At 68.6% G+C, this 19,169-nt stretch carries 19 protein-coding genes and 1 pseudogene; 15 read left to right on the forward strand and 5 right to left on the reverse strand.

The window, feature by feature from the left end; all coding sequences use genetic code 11:
* Positions 1-11 precede the first annotated feature (11 nt).
* Genes LK409_RS17125 through LK409_RS17135 form a run of 3 tightly spaced genes read right to left on the reverse strand, consistent with a single transcriptional unit; the run spans position 12 to position 2,794 of the window.
* Positions 12-1,523, reverse strand: coding sequence for a sensor histidine kinase (locus LK409_RS17125; protein ID WP_010929243.1), 1,512 nt, complete (start codon positions 1,521-1,523; stop codon positions 12-14).
* A gap of 31 nt (positions 1,524-1,554) precedes the next feature.
* Positions 1,555-2,241, reverse strand: coding sequence for a response regulator (locus LK409_RS17130; RefSeq protein ID WP_033450566.1), 687 nt, complete (start codon positions 2,239-2,241; stop codon positions 1,555-1,557).
* Positions 2,222-2,794, reverse strand: a complete 573-nt coding sequence (locus LK409_RS17135; RefSeq protein WP_003820729.1) for an RNA pyrophosphohydrolase — start codon at positions 2,792-2,794, stop codon at positions 2,222-2,224. Before LK409_RS17135 ends, LK409_RS17130 begins: the two co-directional genes overlap by 20 nt.
* 65 nt (positions 2,795-2,859) lie before the next feature.
* Here LK409_RS17135 and LK409_RS17140 point away from each other — a divergent pair, with 65 nt between their 5' ends.
* The 12 genes and pseudogenes from LK409_RS17140 to LK409_RS17195 all read left to right on the forward strand — a co-directional run bounded on the left by LK409_RS17140 (position 2,860) and on the right by LK409_RS17195 (position 14,610).
* Positions 2,860-4,590, forward strand: coding sequence for a proline--tRNA ligase (locus LK409_RS17140; protein WP_010929244.1), 1,731 nt, complete (start codon positions 2,860-2,862; stop codon positions 4,588-4,590).
* A 52-nt stretch (positions 4,591-4,642) separates the two neighbouring features.
* Positions 4,643-5,071, forward strand: coding sequence for a tol-pal system-associated acyl-CoA thioesterase (gene ybgC, locus LK409_RS17145; protein WP_010929245.1), 429 nt, complete (start codon positions 4,643-4,645; stop codon positions 5,069-5,071).
* Positions 5,072-5,073: 2 nt separating this feature from the next.
* Entirely contained in the window at positions 5,074-5,754 is a 681-nt protein-coding gene (gene tolQ / locus LK409_RS17150; protein WP_003820727.1) for a protein TolQ, read from the forward strand.
* Positions 5,754-6,212 (forward strand): protein TolR, encoded by a 459-nt coding sequence (gene tolR, locus LK409_RS17155; protein ID WP_003820726.1) that lies wholly within the window; start codon positions 5,754-5,756, stop codon positions 6,210-6,212. The genes tolQ and tolR overlap by 1 nt, the downstream gene beginning before the upstream one ends.
* Before the next feature lie 36 nt (positions 6,213-6,248).
* Positions 6,249-7,370, forward strand: coding sequence for a cell envelope integrity protein TolA (gene tolA / locus LK409_RS17160; protein ID WP_010929246.1), 1,122 nt, complete (start codon positions 6,249-6,251; stop codon positions 7,368-7,370).
* Between the two features lie 16 nt (positions 7,371-7,386).
* The gene (gene tolB / locus LK409_RS17165) at positions 7,387-8,703 is read left to right on the forward strand and encodes a Tol-Pal system beta propeller repeat protein TolB (protein ID WP_041937293.1); all 1,317 of its coding nucleotides are present in this window, start codon (positions 7,387-7,389) and stop codon (positions 8,701-8,703) included.
* Between the two features lie 31 nt (positions 8,704-8,734).
* Positions 8,735-9,232 carry a peptidoglycan-associated lipoprotein Pal gene (gene pal, locus LK409_RS17170; protein WP_003814650.1) on the forward strand — a complete coding sequence of 166 codons (498 nt, stop codon included), beginning with the start codon at positions 8,735-8,737 and terminating at the stop codon, positions 9,230-9,232.
* A gap of 86 nt (positions 9,233-9,318) precedes the next feature.
* Positions 9,319-10,008, forward strand: coding sequence for a tol-pal system protein YbgF (gene ybgF, locus LK409_RS17175; protein ID WP_003814652.1), 690 nt, complete (start codon positions 9,319-9,321; stop codon positions 10,006-10,008).
* Complete coding sequence (locus LK409_RS17180) at positions 10,008-11,057, forward strand: FecCD family ABC transporter permease (protein WP_003814655.1); 1,050 nt, start codon at positions 10,008-10,010, stop codon at positions 11,055-11,057. Before ybgF ends, LK409_RS17180 begins: the two co-directional genes overlap by 1 nt.
* Entirely contained in the window at positions 11,054-11,848 is a 795-nt protein-coding gene (locus LK409_RS17185; RefSeq protein ID WP_003814657.1) for an ABC transporter ATP-binding protein, read from the forward strand. The genes LK409_RS17180 and LK409_RS17185 overlap by 4 nt, the downstream gene beginning before the upstream one ends.
* Before the next feature lie 168 nt (positions 11,849-12,016).
* Positions 12,017-13,003: a tripartite tricarboxylate transporter substrate binding protein gene (locus LK409_RS17190; RefSeq protein ID WP_010929248.1), complete on the forward strand. Its 987-nt coding sequence runs from the start codon at positions 12,017-12,019 to the stop codon at positions 13,001-13,003.
* A 4-nt stretch (positions 13,004-13,007) separates the two neighbouring features.
* A pseudogene (locus tag LK409_RS17195) lies at positions 13,008-14,610 on the forward strand (gamma-glutamyltransferase family protein).
* Positions 14,611-14,620: 10 nt separating this feature from the next.
* Here LK409_RS17195 and LK409_RS17200 read toward each other — a convergent pair.
* Positions 14,621-15,076: a MarR family winged helix-turn-helix transcriptional regulator gene (locus tag LK409_RS17200; protein ID WP_003814663.1), complete on the reverse strand. Its 456-nt coding sequence runs from the start codon at positions 15,074-15,076 to the stop codon at positions 14,621-14,623.
* A 90-nt stretch (positions 15,077-15,166) separates the two neighbouring features.
* Here LK409_RS17200 and LK409_RS17205 point away from each other — a divergent pair, with 90 nt between their 5' ends.
* On the forward strand, positions 15,167-16,435 hold the full coding sequence (locus LK409_RS17205) for an NAD(P)/FAD-dependent oxidoreductase (RefSeq protein ID WP_010929249.1): 1,269 nt from the start codon (positions 15,167-15,169) through the stop codon (positions 16,433-16,435).
* Between the two features lie 12 nt (positions 16,436-16,447).
* On the opposite strand, the gene LK409_RS17210 is transcribed toward LK409_RS17205, so the two are convergent.
* On the reverse strand, positions 16,448-16,948 hold the full coding sequence (locus tag LK409_RS17210) for a YbaK/EbsC family protein (RefSeq protein ID WP_010929250.1): 501 nt from the start codon (positions 16,946-16,948) through the stop codon (positions 16,448-16,450).
* Positions 16,949-17,067: 119 nt separating this feature from the next.
* Between LK409_RS17210 and LK409_RS17215 the strand changes: the two genes are divergently transcribed.
* Together LK409_RS17215 and LK409_RS17220 are read left to right on the forward strand one after the other, a co-directional pair.
* A complete protein-coding gene (locus LK409_RS17215) occupies positions 17,068-17,874 on the forward strand; it encodes an alpha/beta fold hydrolase (RefSeq protein WP_010927079.1) in 807 nt (268 codons plus the stop codon).
* Between the two features lie 222 nt (positions 17,875-18,096).
* Entirely contained in the window at positions 18,097-19,095 is a 999-nt protein-coding gene (locus LK409_RS17220) for a Bug family tripartite tricarboxylate transporter substrate binding protein (RefSeq protein ID WP_010929251.1), read from the forward strand.
* Positions 19,096-19,169: the final 74 nt, after the last annotated feature.

Consider the following 19,169-nt stretch of genomic DNA (forward strand, 5'->3'; position numbering starts at 1 on the left):
GGGCGGGGCGCTCAGCCGCTGCGCCGGGACGCCTCGGCCTCGTCGGCCGGCGCGCTCTGGTCGTACAGGGGAATCCAGAACACGGCGCACAATCCGATCCCGCCCTGGGCGTTGGGCTCGCCGTCGCGCAATTCGATATCGCCATCGTTGCGCCGCGCATAGGCACGGGCGATCGACAGCCCCAGCCCCGATCCCGACGACGACGCATGGCGGTCGCCCGCCATGCGGTCGAACCGGGCAAACGCCCGAGCGCGCAATAGCGGCTCGATGCCGGGGCCATCGTCGGCGACCTGCACCTCGGCGCGGCCGGGGTAGCGCACGACCGATACCGTGATGTGCGCCCCCGCCGGGGCATAGTTGATGGCGTTGTGCACCAGGTTGGACAGGGCCTCGTGCAGTTCGACCTCGCTGCCCCAGACCGGCACCACGGCGGTGTCGCTGGCGCCTTCGGCCTCGTCGCCGCGGGCGTCGACCCAGCCCAGATCCTGCTGCTTCTCGTGGGCCAGCGGCAGGTACTGCAGCACCACGTCGCGCGCCACGTCGTTGAGGTCGAGCTCCTGGCGCGGTGGCGCATCGGCCTGGCTGGCATGCGCCAGCGACAGCAGCTGCTCGGTCAGGCGGCGGGTGCGGCCAAGCTGGTCGACGATGGCGCGCAACCCCTCCTGGACGCGCACCGGATCGCGCTCGCGCAAGGCGTATTGCGCCTGGGTCAGCATGATGGCCAAGGGCGTGCGCAACTGGTGCGACGCGTCGGCCAGGAACTGCGACTGTTCGTCCAGCACGCGGCGATGACGGGCAATGTGGTGATTGACGGCCTCGACCAGCGGCGCGACCTCGCTGGGCACCCGCGTGGCGTCCAGCGGCGTCAGGTCGTCGGGCCGGCGGGTGCGGATATCGTTGCGCAGGCGCACCAGCGGCCGCAGGGCCCAGTTCACCCCCCACCAGACCAGCAGGGCCACCAGCGCCAGCATGCGGGTATCGCGCAAGACCTCCTGGCGCTGCGCGCTGGCCTCGGCCTCGACGCGCTTGCCGATGCTTTCGGCCACCACGACCAGTACCTGGCGATGCTGGTTGCGGTAGTAGAGGTCGCGCACCACGGCCACGGCGCGCACCGGATCGTTGCGATACACCGCGTCGAAGAAGACCGGCTGCCCGTTGCTGCGCGGCCAGTACGGAGGACGCGGCATCTCCGGCATGCCCGACAGCGCCCGGCCGGGCTCGCGCGGCATGCCGGGCAGGTTTTCGGGCCAGGGGGGGTCGATTTCCTCGATGCGGTAATACTTTCGCATCCCGGCCTTGGACTCGAGCATGACCTGGGCGTACAGCGGCGTCGCCACCTGCAGCGTGCCGTCGGCCGCGAACTCCAGGCTGCTCTCCAGCACGCGCGCCGGCTCCAGCAGCGCCGAGTCATAGGCTTCGTTGGTGATGGCCGCCAGGGTGCGGTAGTCGTTCCAGCTGTCGATGACCAGCAATACCACCACGCCCGGCAGCAACAGCGAGATGAGCAGCGCCCGGATGCCCACCAGCGGCGTGCGCGACGATGCGCGCGAACGCTCAGCTTTCGGAGGATTCACTGACGGTGCTTTCCAGCATGTATCCCAGGCCGCGCACCGTGACGATGCGCACGTCGCTGCCCGTCAGTTTCTTGCGCAGGCGGTGCAGCACCACTTCGATGGCGTCGGGATTGGCCTCGCTTTCGTGCGTGAACACTTTGCCGAAAAGCTGCGACTTGTCGACCGGATAGCCGCTGCGGGTCAGCAGCGCCGCCAGGGCGGCATGCTCGCGCGGCGTCAGGAACAGCAACGCACCGTCCAGGGTGAAGGCGCGGCTTTCGCCGTCGTACGACAGCGAGCCGCATTGCAGGCGGGGGGGCTGCCGGCCGCGGCTGCGCCGCACCAGGGCGGTCAGGCGGGCCTCCAGCTCTTCGAGCGCGAACGGCTTGGTCAGGAAATCGTCGGCGCCGAGATTGAGCCCGCGCACCCGGTCCTGCAGCGCGCCCTGGGCGGTCAGCAGCAGCACCGGGGTACGATCGTCCCGGTTGCGCATTTCGCGCAGCAGCACCAGCCCGTGCTTGTCGGGCAGGCGCAGGTCCATGACCACCGCATCATATTCGTTGCCTGCCATCAGGCCTTCGGCCGTACGGGCGTCCGGCGCGTGGTCGGGCATGAACCCGCTCTGCGCCAGCGCCCGCATCAGCCAGGCCGCCATGTCGCGCTCGTCTTCAACCAGCAATATGCGCATGGCCATCCGTCTCGGAGGACGGGTTGTCGGTCGAACGCGGCCCATGCACCCGCTGGCGCAGATAGCGCGTTTCGTGGTGCCGGCGGAATAGAATGACAGCCAGCTCGTTCAGAGCCTGCGTATAGACGTCGCGCTTGAACTCGATGACCGCGTCCAGGGGCACCCAATACTGGCTCCAGCGCCAGGCGTCGAATTCCGGGTGCTGCGTGGCGCGCAGGCATACGTCGCTGTCGCGCCCTACCAGGCGCAACAGGAACCAGATCTGCTTTTGTCCTTTATAGTGGCCACGCCACTCTCGCCGGACGAAGTGATCCGGTACGTTATAACGCAACCAATCACGTGTACGCCCCAAAATGCGGACATGCTCGGGCTTCAAGCCCACCTCTTCATGGAGTTCGCGATACATGGCCTGCACCGGGCTTTCGCCGTACTTGATGCCACCTTGCGGGAACTGCCAGGCATGTTCCCGGATTCGCTTGCCCCAGAAGACCTCGTTTTTACCGTTTACGAGAATGATGCCGACATTGGGACGGTAGCCTTCGCGATCAAGCATGGGCCACCCCCACCGAATTCAATACAATTACGGTCGATTATACGTATCTGCTGCCACCTTTAACTATGCGCGCCTCCAAGTACCACCTGAACACTCTGAAAGAAGCCCCTGCCGAGGCCGAGATCGCCAGCCACCAGTTGATGACGCGGGCCGGCATGATTCGCAAGCTGGCGGGCGGAATCTACACCTACATGCCGCTGGGGCTGAAGGTCATCCGCAAGATCGAGGGCATTGTCCGCGAGGAAATGAACGCAGCCGGCGCGATCGAGCTGCTGATGCCGGTGGTGCAGCCGGCCGAACTCTGGATGGAGTCCGGCCGCTGGGAACAGTACGGCGCGGAGCTGCTGCGCATCAAGGACCGCCACCAGCGCGATTTCGTCCTGCAGCCGACCTCGGAAGAAGTGATCACGGACATCGCGCGCAACGAGATCCAGAGCTACCGCCAGCTGCCGCTGAACTTCTACCATATCCAGACCAAGTTCCGCGACGAACGCCGCCCCCGCTTCGGGTTGATGCGCGGGCGCGAGTTCACCATGAAGGACGCCTACTCGTTCGACCGCGACGAGGCCGGCGCCCAGCGCAGCTACGACATCATGTACGCCGCCTACCAGCGCATTTTCCAGCGCCTGAGCCTGGAGTTCCGCGCCGTGGCGGCCGACACCGGCTCGATCGGCGGATCGCGCAGCCATGAGTTCCAGGTCATCGCCGACACCGGCGAGGACCTGATCGTGTACAACCCCGAGTCGGACTACGCCGCCAATATCGAGCTGGCCGAAGCGCCCGCCCTGCTGGCCGCCCGCGCCGCTCCCGCCCAGGACCTGGAGGCGGTGCCCACGCCCGGCGCGGCCAAGTGCGAGGACGTGGCCAAGCTGCTGGGCCTGCCGCTGGCGCGCACCATCAAATCCATCGTGCTGGCCGTCGACCAGCCCGAGGGGCCGGCGCAGGTCTGGCTGTTGCTGCTGCGCGGCGATCACGAACTCAACGAAATCAAGGCGGGCAAGCTGCCCGGGCTGGCCGGCTTCCGCTTCGCCACCGAGACGGAAATCGTCGACCATTTCGGCTGCAAGCCCGGTTACCTGGGCCCGATCAAGACGGCCAGGCCGGTGCACGTGGTGGCCGACCGCACAGTCGCCAACATGGCCGATTTCGTCTGTGGCGCCAACCGCGAGGACTACCACTACCAGGGCGCCAACTGGGGCCGCGACCTGCCCGAACCCGAGCTGGTCGCGGACCTGCGCAACGTGGTCGAGGGCGACCCCTCGCCCGACGGCAAGGGCGCCCTGTCCATCCAGCGCGGCATCGAGGTCGGCCATGTGTTCTTCCTGGGCACCAAGTACTCGGAAGCGCTCAAGGCCACTTTCCTGGACGACAACGGCAAGCCGGCCGTGCTGCAGATGGGCTGCTACGGGATCGGCGTCACCCGCATCGTGGGCGCGGCCATCGAGCAGAACCACGACGCCCGCGGCATCATCTGGCCGCGCGCCATCGCCCCCTACGAGGTGGTGATCTGCCCGGTGGGCTGGGGCAAAAGTGAAACTGTTCGTGACACCGCGCTGGCGCTGTACGAGGCGCTGCGCGCGCGCGGCGTGGACGTCATGCTCGACGACCGCGACAGCCGTCCGGGCGTCATGTTCGCCGAATGGGAGCTGATCGGCGTGCCCCTGCGCGTAACAGTTGGAGAACGCGGCCTGAACGAGGGTGTGGTGGAATTGCAGGCCCGCCGCGAAGCCGAGGCGGCCAAGGTCCCGGTGGACCAGGCCCTGGCGCAGACGCTGGCCAAACTCGACTTGCTATAGTCCCCAGGGCGGGCGCCAGCCCGCCCCGGCAGCCACAGGGCTCCTATCGATCGTGACCGACCCGAAGTTCTCCGAATCCGTGCTGGATATCCGTGTCTACTATGAAGACACGGACGCCGGCGGAGTCGTCTTCTACGCCAACTACCTGAAGTTCCTGGAGCGGGCCCGCACCGAATGGCTGCGGGGCCTGGGCGTGAACCAGTCGGACCTCGCCGAGCGCGAGCACCGCCTGTTCGTTGTCCACTCGCTGGACATGTCCTACCGCAAGCCCGCCCGGCTGGACGACCTGATTACCATACGCAGCCGGATTACACGAATCGGCCGGGCTTCGATACACTTCGCGCAGCGCGCCGAGCGCAATGCGGAACTGCTTGCCCAGGGCAACATCCAAATCTGCTGCGTCGATTCGATCCGTATGCGTCCGGCCGAACTGCCGGACGATATTCGCGCAAAACTGAAATTCATCCAGATTCAGGAATAAACATGCAAGTCACCAACGACATGTCGTTGCTTTCGCTGGTCTCCCACGCCAGCGTGCCGGTTCAGTTGATCATGCTGCTGCTGCTGGGCATCTCGATCATGTCCTGGACCTATATTTTCGCCAAGCGCCTGGCAATCAAGCGGGCGCACCAGCAGACCCGCCGCTTCGAGGACGACTTCTGGTCGGGCGGCGACCTGGCCATGCTGCAACAGGCGGTGGCCACCCGCCGCGACGAGCAGGGCGCCCTGGCGCGCATTTTCGACGCCGGCATGACCGAATTCCTCAAGGCGCGCCGCACCAGCGCCGCCGGCGACGTCAACGCGGTGCTCGATGGCCCGCGCCGGGCCATGCGCGCGGCCTACCAGCGCGAAATGGACTCTCTCGAATCGCACCTGAACTTCCTCGCCTCGGCGGGCTCGGTCAGCCCGTACATCGGCCTGCTGGGCACGGTGTGGGGCATCATGCACGCCTTCATCGGCCTGTCGAACATGCAGCAGGCCACGCTGGCCGCGGTGGCGCCCGGCATCGCCGAGGCCCTGATCGCCACGGCCATCGGCCTGTTCGCGGCCATCCCCGCCGTGGTGGCCTATAACCGCTTCACCAACGACATCGACCGCCTGTCGATCCGGTTCGACAGCTTCGTCGACGAGTTCCTGAACATTCTGCAGCGGCAGGTGCGCTAATGCCTTCGGTACGCTCCAACGGCCGGGCCGGCCGCCGCATGAAGGCCGACATCAACGTCGTGCCCTATATCGACGTCATGCTGGTGCTGCTGGTGATCTTCATGGTCACCGCGCCCCTGATCACGCCGGGGCTGATCGAGCTGCCCTCGGTGGGGCAGGCCGCCGATGTGCCGGCCAAGCCGCTGGAAGTGCAGATTTCGGAAGACGGCAAGATTGCCTTGCGCATGCGCGAGCCGGGCGCCACGCCCCAGGACATCGCGCGCACCGAGCTGATCAACCAGGTCCGTTCGCGCATTACCGCCGAAACGCCGGTGGTGATCGCCGCCGACGGCAAGGTGCCGTACGAGTCGGTAGTGAAAGTCATGGACGAATTGCGTTCCAGCGGCATCACGCGCCTGGGCCTGCTGGTCGATCAGGGCGCCGGCGCCGAGACGCAGCAACCTGCCCGGAAACGCTAACGCGCCGCTTGCGGACAAGCCGGCACAGCAAGACACATGACCCCACCCCTTATTCGAAGCGACCGTTCGGCGCCTCCCTCGCCCGCCACCCAGGACAACCGCAAGGCCCTGGGCCTGGCGGTACTGGTGCACCTGCTGCTGTTGCTGGTGCTGATCTTCGGCGTGAACTGGCGTTCGGAAAACCCCGGGCCGGTGCAGGTCGAACTGTGGGCCGACGGCGACTCGCCAGTCAACCCGCCGCCCGACGAAGTCAAGCCGCAGCCCAAGCCGGAACCGCAGCCGGAGCCAGAACCGAAACCGCAGCCCGAACCCGAGCCGGAGCCCGAACCGCCGCCGCCCCCGCCGCCGCCCCCTCCGCCGCAGCCGGAAGTCCAGCCCAAGGAACAGCCGGACCCGGAGATCGCGCTGGAAGAAGCGCGCAAGAAGCGCGAGCAGGAAGAAAAGGCCCGCCAGGCCGCCGAGGCCGCCAAGGAAAAGGCGCGCCTGGAAGAAGAGCGCCGCCAGGCCGAGCTGAAGGAAAAGCAGCGCCTCGAACAGGAGCGCCGCGCGGCCGAGAAAGCCGCGGCGGAGAAGGCCGCCGCCGAAAAGGCCGCGGCCGAGAAGCAGGCCGCCGAAAAGAAGGCCAAGGAAGAGGCCGCCAAGAAGGCCGAAGCCGAGAAGAAAGCCGAGGCCGAGAAAAAGGCCAAGGAAGAAGCGGCCAAGAAGGCGGCTGCCGAGAAAGCCGCTGCCGAGAAGGCGGCCGCCGAGAAGAAAGCCAAGGAAGAGGCCGCCAAGAAGGCCGCCGCCGACAAGGCCCTGCGCGATGCCTTCCGCAACGACGCCCTGGGCGCGGCCGGCATCCCGGGCGGCACGGCCGACCGCAACCAGGCCGGCGGCGGACGCGACAGCGGCTATGGCGCCAAGGTGCGCGCCTGCGTGCAGCCAGGCGTGGCCTATCCGCCGCCGCCGCGCGCCGGCTCGGCCAATCCCACGGCACAATACCGGGTACAGTTGGGTTCTGATGGGAAGGTCAATGGTGTCACGCTGACCAGTTCTTCGGGCAACCCGGGTTTCGACCGGGCGGTCGAAACCGGCATCCGCCGCTGCAACCCTTTCCCCAAACCATCGACCGGCCGCTACGAGCCCATTATCGATGTTGTGTACCGCATGTACGATTGACAGGAGATTGCCCGCTATGACACCCGCCTTCCGCCGCGCAGACCTGACGGGGTTCCTGCGCACCTACGGCGCTGCGCTCATTCTGCTGCTGGCAGCGATGCTGGCCTGGCAACCCGCCCAGGCGCAGTTGCGCGTGGACATTTCCGGCACCGGCGCCACGCAGTACCCGGTGGCGATCGCCGACTTCGCGGTCGACGACACGCACGGGCGCGCGCTTGCCGAAGTGATCCGCGCCGACCTGACCCGCACCGGCCAGTTCCGCCTGATCAACGCGGCCGACTCCGGCCTGAATGTGGACTCGCAGGTCGCCCACGACGACTGGCGCGCCAAGGGCGCCGACTTCCTGGCCTACGGCAGCATCACCCGCGGCCCCGACGGCCGCTACGACGTGCGCTACCGCCTGGCCGACACGGTCAAGAAAGGCCAGCTCGACGGCGTGGCGTTCTCGGGGACGGAGCAGGAGCTGCGCCGCGTGGCGCACCAGATCGCCGACCGCATCTACGAGAAGATCACCGGCGTGCGCGGCGTGTTCTCGACCCGCATCGCCTACGTGCTCAAGCGCGGCAGCACCTACGAGCTGCAGGTCGCCGACGCCGACGGCCAGAATCCGCAGGTCGCCCTGCGCTCGCGCGAGCCCATCATTTCGCCCAGCTGGTCGCCCGATGGCTCGCGGCTGGCCTACGTGAGTTTCGAGTCGGGCAAGCCGGTGGTCTACGTGCACACGCTGGCGACCAGCGCGCGCATTCCGGTGGCCAACTTCAAGGGCAACAACAGCGCGCCCGCGTGGTCGCCCGATGGCAGCCAGCTGGCGGTGGCGCTGACCCGCGATGGTTTGTCGCAAATTTACATCGTTAGCGCCGGTGGCGGCTCGAATATGCGCCGTATTACGCGCTCTCCGGGCATCGACACCGAGCCGAACTTTACGCCCGACGGCCGTTCCATTATCTTTACCAGTGACCGCAGTGGTGGGCCGCAAATCTACCAGACCGGCCTGGATGGTGGAGATGCCCGCCGCCTGACGTTTAATGGTGGTTACAACATTTCACCCCGAATTTCCCCCGATGGATCGACGCTGCTGTACGTTGCAAGACGCGACGGCGCGTTTCGTATCGCTTCGCTCAACCTGTCCTCAGGATCCGAAACGCTGCTGACTGACGGTCGTGACGATCAGTCTCCCAGTTTCGCGCCCAACGGCATGCAAGTGCTCTACGCCGCAATCCAGAATGGTCGTAGCGTGCTTGCCGGTGTCTCGAGCGATAGGCGCGTGCGGCAGACCTTGTCCGTCCTGAACGGGGAAATACGTGAACCAACGTGGGGCCCTTTTACCCGTTAACACGTGTGACTCTCTTTGCAAAGGAACTATCATGAAGTCGCGCATTGCCAAAAGCCTAACCATAGCTGCGCTGGCCGCCACGCTGGCAGCCTGCAGTTCCGTCCCTCTCGACGACAAGGCAGGTCAAGCTGGAGGCTCCGGCCAGGGTTCGGCCTCCGGCCAGATCCTGGATCCCTTCAACCCGCAAAGCATTCTGGCGCAACAGCGCTCGGTGTACTTTGACTTCGACAGCTATACGGTGTCGGAACAGTATCGCGGCCTGGTCGAAACCCACGCCCGCTACCTGGCTTCGAACAACCAGCAGCGCATCAAGATCGAAGGCAATACCGACGAACGCGGCGGCGCCGAGTACAACCTCGCACTGGGCCAACGCCGTGCCGACGCTGTCCGTCGCATGATGACCCTGCTGGGTGTGTCGGACAACCAGATCGAAACCATTAGTTTCGGCAAGGAAAAGCCGAAGGCGACGGGTTCGAGCGAGGCTGATTTCGCCGAGAACCGCCGCGCCGATATCGTTTATCAGCGCTAAGTCCTCGCGACACCAAGCAGCCCCACCACGCGTCGGGACGGTCATCCGGCCGCCCCGACGTTTTCGTTTCAGACCTGGATATTTTCATGCGCGATCAAGCCCTGCCCCTGCGTACTCTGGTCATTACCGCCAGCCTGGCCCTTGCGGCCATGGCAGCCCCCGCCCATGCCTTTGCCGACGATGAAGCGCGCCGCGCCATCCTGGATCTGCGCCAGCAGGTGCAACAGCAGAATGAGCAGAACCAGCGCGCGCGGCTGCAATTGGCCGATCAGTTGCAGGCCATGCAACAGGAAATCGCCCAATTGCGCGACCAGTTGGAACTGATTTCGCGCCAGCAGCCCAATGCCCAGGGCGGCCAGCCCCAGCACGCCGGCAACCCGCCCGGCGTGACCGCGGTCGACCAGCAGGAACAGGCCGCCTATGACGGCGCGATCGATCTGTTCCGCAAGGGCCAGTACAAGGACGCCGCCGAATCGCTGGCCGCCTTCATCGCGCTGTACCCGAACAGCCAGCTGGCGCCGACGGCGCAGTTCTACCTGGGCAGCAGCCGCTACGCCATGAAGGATTTCAAGGGCGCGATCGAGCAGCTCAACAATCTGGTGCAGAACGCGCCGACCAACGCCCGCGCCCCCGACGCCCTGCTGGTGATCGCCGGCAGCCAGATCGAGCTGAACAACCGCGCCGGCGCCAAGGCCACGCTGCAGCGCATCGTGCGCGACTATCCCACCACGCCGGCCGCCAACACGGCCAAGAGCCGCCTGCAACTGCTGCAGTAATGGCCGAGGCCGCTCCCGACGCGGTGCGGGCCTACGGCCGCCTGCTGCGGCGCCGCCGGTGGCTGATGGCCGCCCTGGCGGCGGCGGCCTGCGCGGCCCTGGCCGCCGACGCCGCGCTGGGTCCCGCCGGCCTGACCCTGGCCGACCTCTGGCGCACCCTGCTGCAACCCGGCGCCGCCGATACGGCGGCCCGCGTCATCGTCTGGGACATCCGCCTGCCGCAGGCCGCCATGGCCGCCATCGTCGGCATGGCGCTGGGCCTGGCGGGGGCCGAGATGCAGACCATCCTGAACAATCCGCTGGCCAGTCCGTTCACGCTTGGCGTTTCCTCCGCGGCGGCGCTGGGCGCTTCGCTGGCCATCGTGCTGCACGTCGGCGTGCCCGGCGTGGCCGCGCCCTGGCTGGTGCCGCTTTACGCTTTCCTGTTCGCCGCGCTGGCCGGCCTGCTGCTGGACCAGGTGGCGCGGCACCGTGCGATCGGCGCGCCGGCCATCGTGCTGTTCGGCATCGCGCTGGTCTTCACCTTCAATGCGCTGATCTCGCTGATCCAGTTCACCGCCAGCGCCCAGGCGCTGCAGAATCTGGTGTTCTGGACCATGGGCAGCATGGCGCGCGCCGATTGGGCCAGCGTGGGCATCCTGGCGCTCGCCTGCGCGCTGGCCCTGCCGCTGGCGCTGCGCCACGCCTGGCGGCTGACCGCCCTGCGGCTGGGCGAAACGCGCGCGGCCAGCTTCGGCGTGGACGTGCGCCGGCTGCGCCTGGCCGCCCTGTGCCGCATCAGCCTGCTGGCGGCGCTGGCGGTGGCATTCGCCGGCACGATCGGCTTCATCGGGCTGGTGGCGCCCCACATCGCCCGCCGCCTGTTCGGCGAGGATCACCGCTTCTACCTGCCTGGCAGCGCGCTGACCGGCGCGCTGATCCTGTCGCTGGCCGCCTCGGTGTCCAAGAGCCTGGTGCCGGGGGTGATCGTGCCGGTGGGCATCGTGACCTCGCTGGTGGGCATTCCCTTTTTCGTGGCGGTGCTGCTGCGCCGCCCGCAAAGCCTGTGAACGCGCCAGGACTGGCCATCGAAGGCCTGGGCGTGGCCTATGGCGCGCGCACGGTCATCGCCGGGCTGAGCCTGGGGCCCTTGCCGCATGGCACGCTCACCGCGCTGCTGGGCCCCAACGGCAGCGGCAAATCCACCCTGCTCAAGGCGGTGGCGGGACTGCTGCCCGCGCGCGGCGGCGCGATCGCCCTGGACGGGCAGAGGCTGGACCAGGCCGACCTGGCGCAGCGGGCGCAGCAGGTCGCCTATCTGCCGCAAGGCCTGCCGGCCGATGTCCACTTGCGCGTGTTCGAATCGGTGCTGGTCGCGGCGCGCGCGCATGGTGGCGAGGCGGCCGGACAAATCGGGCCGCCGGCCATCGCCGCCCTGCTCGAACGGCTGGGCATCGGCCATCTGGCGCTGCAATTCCTCGACGAACTGTCCGGCGGACAGAAGCAGCTGGTGGGCCTGGCGCAGGCGCTGATCCGGCGCCCGCGCGTGCTGCTGCTCGACGAGCCGCTATCGGCGCTGGACCCGAACTACCAGTTCCATGTGATGGACCTGCTGTGCCAGGAAACCCGCGACCATGGCTTGATCACCATCGCGGCGCTGCACGATATCAATATCGCCCTGCGCCATGCCGACCAGGCGCTGCTGATCCGCGCCGGAGAGCTGGCGGCGGCCGGCGAGCCGGCCGCCGTGATCGACGCGCCGATGCTGGCGCGTGTCTACGGCATCCAGGCGCGCGTGGAACGCTGCTCGCGCGGCCACCCCCATGTGCTGGTGGACGGCGTGGCCGGCCCCGTCAGGTAGAAGCAACCCCAGCGCCATCGGTGACGCATGGCCGGCCGTACACGGCGGCACAAAACGTTGACATAGCAACTATATGCTCATAGGATGAGCACCTCGCCCGCCGCCAGCCCGGCCGCGGCGCGTTTTCCGCTGACTTCCCCCGCCCATATCCGCCCAGGAGATGCATTCATGTCCGGTTTCCGCTGTTTTACGCTGGCGCGCCTGATCGCGCCCGTCTTCGCGGCCTCAGCGCTGGCCGCCGCGCCCGCCAGCGCCGCGGATTTTCCCAGCCGTCCGATCAAGCTGGTCGTGCCGGCGCCGCCGGGCGGCGCGGGCGACATCAGCGCGCGCGCCATCGCCGAAGGCATGGGCGCCAAGCTGGGCCAGCCGGTCATCGTGGAAAACCGCCCCGGCGCGGCCACGCTGCTGGGCCTGCGCGCCGTCGTGCGCGACCAGCCCGACGGCTACACCATGGCGCTGCTGCCGGTCACGGGCGTGGCCATCGCCACCACCATGTACGACAACGTCCCCAGCCTGGAGAAGGACTTCTCGTATGTGGCCGGCGTGGTCAACGCCCCGCACATGCTGGTGGCGCCGGCCAGCCATCAGTCGGCCACCGTGGCCGAACTCGTCGCCCGGCTGAAGGCCGCGCCCGGCCGCTACAACTACGCTTCGCAGGGCGTGGGCTCGCTGTCGCACCTGGAGTCGGCGCTGTTCCTGGACGGATCGAAGGCGCAGGCCGAGCACGTCCCGTACAAGGGCAGCGCCGAAGCCCTGCCCGGCCTGATGAGCGGCGAGACCGCGTTCATGTTCGACAGCGTCGCATCGGTACGCACCCACGTGGCGGCCGGCAAGCTGGTGGCCCTGGGCACCAGCGCCAGCGGCCGCGTGCCGCAGTTTCCCGATGCCCCCACGATGGCGGAACTGGGCATCGCCGACCTGAAGGCCGACAACCCATTCGCGTTCGTCGCCCCGGCCGGCACGCCGCCGGCGGTGATCGCGGTGCTGACCGATGCGGTGCGCACCGCGCTGGCAGACCCCAAGATCATCGAGACGTTGACGCGCGCCGGCATGGTGCCGGCGTTCCAGCCGCCCAAGGATATCGCCCGCATCGCCGCCGAGGACCTAGCGTTCTGGCCCGGAATGGCGCGCCGCGTCGGCGCCAAGAAGGAGTAATCGCATGACCGCCCCCCTCCCCCTGGACTGGACTTTCCCGTACGTATCGCAGCGCATGCCCGCGCTGGGCGAGAACATGGTCTGCACCGAGCAGCCGCTGGCCAACCAGGCCGCCATGCGCATGCTGGCGGCTGGCGGCAACGCCGTCGACGCGGCGATCGCGGCGGCCATCACCATGACGGTGGTGGGCCCGTGCATGAACGGCATCGGCGGCGATCTGTTCGCCATCATCTGGGACGGACGCCAGCTGCATGGCCTGAATGCCTCGGGACGGGCGCCGCAGGCCTGGACGCGGGAATACTTCTCGCGCCATGACGCCATGCCCGCGCGCGGCTGGGACGCCGTGACGGTGCCGGGCGCCGTGTCGGGATGGGTGGCGCTGTCGCGCAAATTCGGCAAGCTGGATTTCGCCCGCCTGTTCGAGCCGGCCCTGCACTACGCGCGCCACGGCTTCCTGGTCACGCCCATCACCGCGCGCCAGTGGGCGGACCAGGCCGAGCCGATCATGCAGGGCCCCGGCTTTCGCGATGCCTTCGCCCCCAACGGCCGCACGCCCCAGCCCGGCGAACGGTTCATCTGCCCTGGGCAAGCCGATACGCTGCAGGATATCGCGGACACGCACGGCGAATCGTTCTACCGCGGCGCGCTGGCCGCCCGCATCGCCGCGTTCGCGCGCGAGACCGGCGGGGCACTGACCGAGGCTGACCTGGCCGCGCACCAGGCGGATTGGGTGGACCCGATCGGCGCGCAGTACGGCGAACTGACGCTGCACGAAATCGGCCCCAGCGGCCAGGGCATCGGCGCGCTGATGGCGCTGGGCATGCTCGACGGCCTGTCGGGCAAGCTGGGCCAGCCCGACAGCACGGACTTCTATCACTACCAGATCGAGGCCATGAAACTGGCCTTCGCCGACATCAACCGCTATGTGGCCGACCCCGCCTCGATGCGCGAGGTCTCGGCCGAGATGCTGCTCGACCGCGCCTACCTGGCCACGCGCGCCGGCGCGATCGACCCCGCCGAGGCGCGCTACCCGGGCCCCGGCAAACCCCACAACGGCGGCACGACGTACCTGACGGCCGCCGACGCCGACGGCATGATGGTGTCGCTGATCCAGTCCAACTTCAAGGGCTTCGGCTCCGGCGTGGTGGTGCCTGGCACCGGCATCGCCCTGCACAATCGCGGCTGGGGCTTCAACCTGATCGAAGGCCATCCCAACGATGGTCGGACCCGGCAAACGGCCGTTCCACACCATCATCCCGGGCTTCCTGATGCGCGACGGCGAGCCGCTGATGAGCTTCGGCGTGATGGGCGGCTCGCTGCAGGCGCAGGGCCACGTACAGGTGACGGTGCGCACGGCCGCCGGACAGAACCCGCAGGCCATCGTCGACGCGCCGCGCTGGCGCATCCTGGAGGACAACCGCACCGTCATGGTGGAATGGAACTTCCCCGACGCCGCCGTGGCGGGCCTGCGCGAGCGCGGCCACGCGGTGACCGTGGCGCCGCGCTTCTCGGATGAGTTTGGCGGCTCGCAAGCCATCATGCGCATCGAGGGCGGCTACCTCGGCGCGTCGGACCACCGCAAGGATGGACAGGCCAGCGCGCTCTGAACGCGGCGCCTCAGAGTTCGTCCATGATGGCCTGCGCCTGCTCGGCCAGCTTGTCGAGCGTGGCATTGAAGGCGGCCAGTTCGTCGGCGGACAGGGCGCGCTTCATGCGCTCGTCGCGCGCCAGACTGATGCGCAGACCCTGCCGGTACACTTCGATGCCGGCAGGCGTCAGCGAGGCCAGCACCTTGCGGCGGTCATGGACGCCGGGCACGCGGTTCACGTAGGCTTTGTCGGTGAGTTCCTGCAAGGCCCGGCTGACCTGGCTTTTGTCGTAGCGGCAGAAATCGGCGATCTCCTGCACCGAACCGACGCCGTCGTTGGCCAGGAAGAACATGACGCGCCATTGCCGCACCGACAGGCCGAGCTCGCGCCCCATCATGAGCTCGAGGCTGCGGTACAGCAGTTGACTGGTCGACAGGAAGCGAAAGGCAAGCAGGCGGGATGCCGCCTGGGTGGATTTGTCCATGCTGAACCCTGAGCGGAATGGAAATGGCGGGCGTCAGGCAGGCCCGAGTATACAGAACGCCTCGCGCCCGGCTGGCGCGCGGCGCGCATCATGGAGATGGGATCGATGAGCAAGGAAATCATCGTGCTGGGCGCGGGCATGGTGGGCGTGTGCGCGGCCCTGCACCTGCAGCGCCGCGGCCACCGCGTCACGCTGGTGGACCGGCGCGAACCGGGGCTGGAGACCTCGTACGGCAATGCCGGCATCATCCAGCGCGAGGCGGTCGAACCCTATGCCTTCCCGCGCGGCCTGGCCACCTTGCTGCGCGTGGCGCTGCGCCGCGGCTTCGACATCCGCTACCACTGGGGCGCCCTGCCCGCGCTGCTGCCGCGCCTGGCGGCCTACTACGCCGCCAGCGCGCCGCGCCGCTACCGGCCCATCGCCCTGGCGTACGGCCAGATCATCGCCCATTGCACGGACGAGCACCAGGCGCTGATCGATGCGTCGGGCTGCGGCGACCTGATCCGGCGCACCGGCTTTCGTTCGCTGTTTCGCGGCGCGACCGGCTTCGGCGCGGCTACCCGCGAGGCGCGGCGCCTGGCCGACGAATGCGGCGTGGCGCTGAAGATCGAATCGGCGTCCGACCTCGAGCAGGCCGAACCGGCCTTGCGGCCCGGCGTGAGCGCCGGCGCCATCCATTGGCAGGAGCCCTGGAGCGTGGCCGACCCCGGCGCGCTGGTGGCCGCCTATGCCGAGCGCTTCCAGGCCGAAGGCGGGACGGTGCTGTGCGGCGATGCCGGCACGCTGCAGCGCACCGGCGCCGGCTGGTCCGTACAGGTCGACGAGCCGGCCGGGCCGGCCCGGCGCGAAGCCGGCCACGCCGTGGTGGCGCTCGGCCCCTGGTCGGATGGCCTGCTGCGGCGTTTCGGCTACCGGCTGCCCCTGTTCGTCAAGCGCGGCTACCACCGCCACTACCAATGCGCCGCCATACCCAGCATGCCGGTGCAGGATGCCGATTGCGGCTTCGTGCTCAGCCCCATGCAGCGCGGCCTGCGCCTGGCCACCGGCGCCGAGCTGGCGCGCCAGGACGCGCCGCCCACGCCCGTGCAGCTGGCGCGCGCCGAAACGGCCGCGCGCGACCTGTACGCGCTGGGAGAACCGGCCGAGCCGGACTTCTGGATGGGCAGCCGCCCCTGCACGGTGGACATGCTGCCGGTGATCGGCGCGGCGCCGCGCCACCCCGGCCTGTGGTTCAACCTCGGCCACGGGCACCAGGGCTTTACGCTGGGGCCGGTCAGCGGCCGGCTGCTGGCCGAACTGGTGGACGGCGCGCCGACCGTGGTCGACGCCGCGCCCTATTCGCCCGCCCGCTTCGGTTGATGCAAGGCGCCGTTATGCGGCGCGTTGCGCCACATCGGCGACCGGCGCGCCGGTCATGTCCGCCAATTGGCGCGGCGTCAGGTTGAACACCGCGTGCGGATGGCCGGCCGCCGCCCACAGGCTGTCGTACCGGAACAGGTCTTCGTCGAGCAGCATCACCGGCCGCACGGCATGGCCGATGGGGCAGACGCCGCCGATGGCGTAACCCGTCATGGCGCGCACGAACTTGGCGTCGGCCTTGGCCAGCCCGCCCACCCGCGCGGCGACCTTGGCCTCGTCGACCCGGTTGACGCCGCTGGCGATGACCAGCACCGGAGCGTCGTCGGCCGCGCGCCGGAAGATGATGGACTTGGCGATCTGCGCCACTTCGCAGCCCAGCCCCGCGGCCGCCTCGGCCGAGGTCTTGCCGGTCTCGGGCAGCATGATCACCGGCCTGTCATGGCCTATCTCGCGCAGCAGCCGCGCCACGCGCAGCGCCGACTCGGGCAGGGAATTCGGTTGGTCTTCGGCCATGGGTAGCGGATCCTTCGGGAAGTCATCGGCAAGGCGATCGGCCACGAGTGTATCAGCCCGCCCGCGCCGTCCGGGCTAGAATCACGCCCTGCGGGCCGTCGCGGCGCGCCAGACCTGCCATGCGCTCAGAACCTCAACTTTCCCTGCAGACCGCCGCCATCGACGGCTACCCCATCGCCTACGCCGAGGCCGGCCAGGGCGCGCCCATGGTGCTGATCCATGGCTCGCTGTGCGATTGCCGCTACTGGAAGCCGCAGCTCGGACCGCTGGGCCGATCTTTTCGCGTGCTGGCGCCGTCGCTGCGCCACTACTGGCCCGAAACCTGGGATGGCGCCGGCGACGATTTCTCGGTCGTCCGCCACGCGCAGGACATCGTCGAATTCATCGAAAACGTGTGCGGCGAGCCCGCGCACCTGGTGGGCCATTCGCGCGGCGGCCGCGTCGCGCTGGAGACGGCGCTGCGCCGCCCCGACCTGGCCCGCTCGCTGGTGCTGGCCGATCCGGGCCTGCCGCTGCCCGGCGGCGACGACTCGCGCGGCGGATTCCGCCAACGCGCGCTGGCGCTGATCCGCGACGGCGACACCGACGCGGGCCTGGCGCTGTTCATCGATACGGTGACCGGACCGGACACCTGGCGCCGCATGGTGCCCTGGTTCAAGGACATGGTGCGCGACAACGCCAATACCCTGCTGGGCCAGGCGCGCGAACAGCCAGGCGCGCTGACGCCGCAAACCCTGCGCACGCTGGCGCTGCCGACGCTGCTGATCGGCGGCGCGCTCAGCCCCGCCCCCTACCCCGAGGTGCTGGACCTGCTCGAAGGCACCTGGCCCCACGCCGAGCGCACGGCCATCGCCGGCTCGTCGCACGGCATGAACCTGGGCAATCCGCGCGCCTTCAACGGCGCGATCGAAGCCTTCCTCGCCTAGGCCGGCACCGCGCAGCCCCTTGCCGCGCGGGCTGCGCGCCCCCGATACGCCGACCGTATTGGCCGAGACAAATAAAGTATTTGTGGAGACCGCCGCACCCTACATAGCATTGCCAGCTGTTGCACCAGGACGCGGCATGCCGCGCGGAACGTTCCCGATCCGCGCCATGCCGCCGACAGAACAATCGACAACAGCCTCAGGCAATCAAGGGGGAGCAGCAACATGGCGATTCACAAGAGAACACGGCCGTATCTTGCCTCGGCCGTCGGGGCGATGCTGTGCGCATTCGCGGCACCGGTTTGCGCGCAAGCCACCTACCCCTCCCGGCCGGTCAACATCGTGGTGCAGACGCCGCCCGGAGGACCGTTGGACGCCGCCATGCGCGTCGTCGCCAAGCAGCTGGAGCAGCGGTTCGGCAACAACGCCAGCGTCATCGTGGAGAACAAGCCGGGCGCCAATGGCCTGATCGCGACGAAGTTCGTCGCCCAGTCGGCGCCGGACGGCCATACCCTGCTGGGCGTCAGCGTCTCGCATGTGGCCAACCCCAGCATCCACCGGAACATGCCGTTCGATCCCCTGCAGGAGCTCAAGGGCATCGCGCACCTGGGCGTCGCGCGCAACGTTTTCGTCGCCAGCGCGGTAGCGCCGCCCAGGAGCATCGAGGAATTCGTCGCCTGGGCCAAAGAGAACCCGGACAAAGTGACGTTCGGCTCCGGCGGCGTGGGTTCGGGCGGGCACCTGATGGCCGAGCTGATCGCACAGTCGACCGGCATCCGCATGACACACGTCGCCTACAAGGGCGGCACCGCCATGCTGCCCGACCTGGTCGCCGGACGGGTGCTGTTCAGCGTGGACACGCTCAAGAACATGGCCCCGGTCGTCGAGGCAGGGTCGGTCAGGATACTGGGCGTGACCAACGCGCAGCGCTGGCCCGACCTGGCCTCGGTGCCGACCTTCGTCGAGTCCGGCTATCCGCAAGTGGCGCTCAACTCGTGGATCGGCATCGTGGCGCCAGCCAAGACCCCGCCGGAAGTGATGGCGCGGCTGGAACGCGAACTCGCCTCGATCGCCAGCCTGCCGGAGGTCAGGGAGCAGTTTTCGGGGTTCGGGCTCAGCATTCTTCCCGAGCCGCTGGTCGGCGAGCAATTCCAGGCCTTCATGGAATCGGAGAAAGCCATGTGGAAGAAGATCGCCGACGCGGCGGACATCAAGGTCGACTAGACGAGCCCATCACCCGGCCGGCGCCACGCCGACCGGGCAACCCCGGCGCGCGGCGCTCTCCGCACCGAATGTGC

Source organism: Bordetella parapertussis (assembly GCF_020735925.1).
Classification (GTDB): Bacteria; Pseudomonadota; Gammaproteobacteria; order Burkholderiales; family Burkholderiaceae_B; genus Bordetella; species Bordetella pertussis.

Coding starts and splice junctions, on each gene's coding strand:
- LK409_RS17215 (WP_010927079.1), top strand. CDS start 17,068: ATGCGCTCAGAACCTCAACTTTCCCTGCAGACCGCCGCCATCGACGGC.
- pal (WP_003814650.1), top strand. CDS start 8,735: ATGAAGTCGCGCATTGCCAAAAGCCTAACCATAGCTGCGCTGGCCGCC.
- tolA (WP_010929246.1), top strand. CDS start 6,249: ATGACCCCACCCCTTATTCGAAGCGACCGTTCGGCGCCTCCCTCGCCC.
- LK409_RS17130 (WP_033450566.1), bottom strand. CDS start 2,241: ATGCGCATATTGCTGGTTGAAGACGAGCGCGACATGGCGGCCTGGCTG.
- LK409_RS17135 (WP_003820729.1), bottom strand. CDS start 2,794: ATGCTTGATCGCGAAGGCTACCGTCCCAATGTCGGCATCATTCTCGTA.
- tolB (WP_041937293.1), top strand. CDS start 7,387: ATGACACCCGCCTTCCGCCGCGCAGACCTGACGGGGTTCCTGCGCACC.
- ybgF (WP_003814652.1), top strand. CDS start 9,319: ATGCGCGATCAAGCCCTGCCCCTGCGTACTCTGGTCATTACCGCCAGC.
- LK409_RS17180 (WP_003814655.1), top strand. CDS start 10,008: ATGGCCGAGGCCGCTCCCGACGCGGTGCGGGCCTACGGCCGCCTGCTG.
- LK409_RS17205 (WP_010929249.1), top strand. CDS start 15,167: ATGGAGATGGGATCGATGAGCAAGGAAATCATCGTGCTGGGCGCGGGC.
- tolQ (WP_003820727.1), top strand. CDS start 5,074: ATGCAAGTCACCAACGACATGTCGTTGCTTTCGCTGGTCTCCCACGCC.
- LK409_RS17220 (WP_010929251.1), top strand. CDS start 18,097: ATGGCGATTCACAAGAGAACACGGCCGTATCTTGCCTCGGCCGTCGGG.
- tolR (WP_003820726.1), top strand. CDS start 5,754: ATGCCTTCGGTACGCTCCAACGGCCGGGCCGGCCGCCGCATGAAGGCC.
- LK409_RS17210 (WP_010929250.1), bottom strand. CDS start 16,948: ATGGCCGAAGACCAACCGAATTCCCTGCCCGAGTCGGCGCTGCGCGTG.
- LK409_RS17200 (WP_003814663.1), bottom strand. CDS start 15,076: ATGGACAAATCCACCCAGGCGGCATCCCGCCTGCTTGCCTTTCGCTTC.
- LK409_RS17190 (WP_010929248.1), top strand. CDS start 12,017: ATGTCCGGTTTCCGCTGTTTTACGCTGGCGCGCCTGATCGCGCCCGTC.
- LK409_RS17140 (WP_010929244.1), top strand. CDS start 2,860: ATGCGCGCCTCCAAGTACCACCTGAACACTCTGAAAGAAGCCCCTGCC.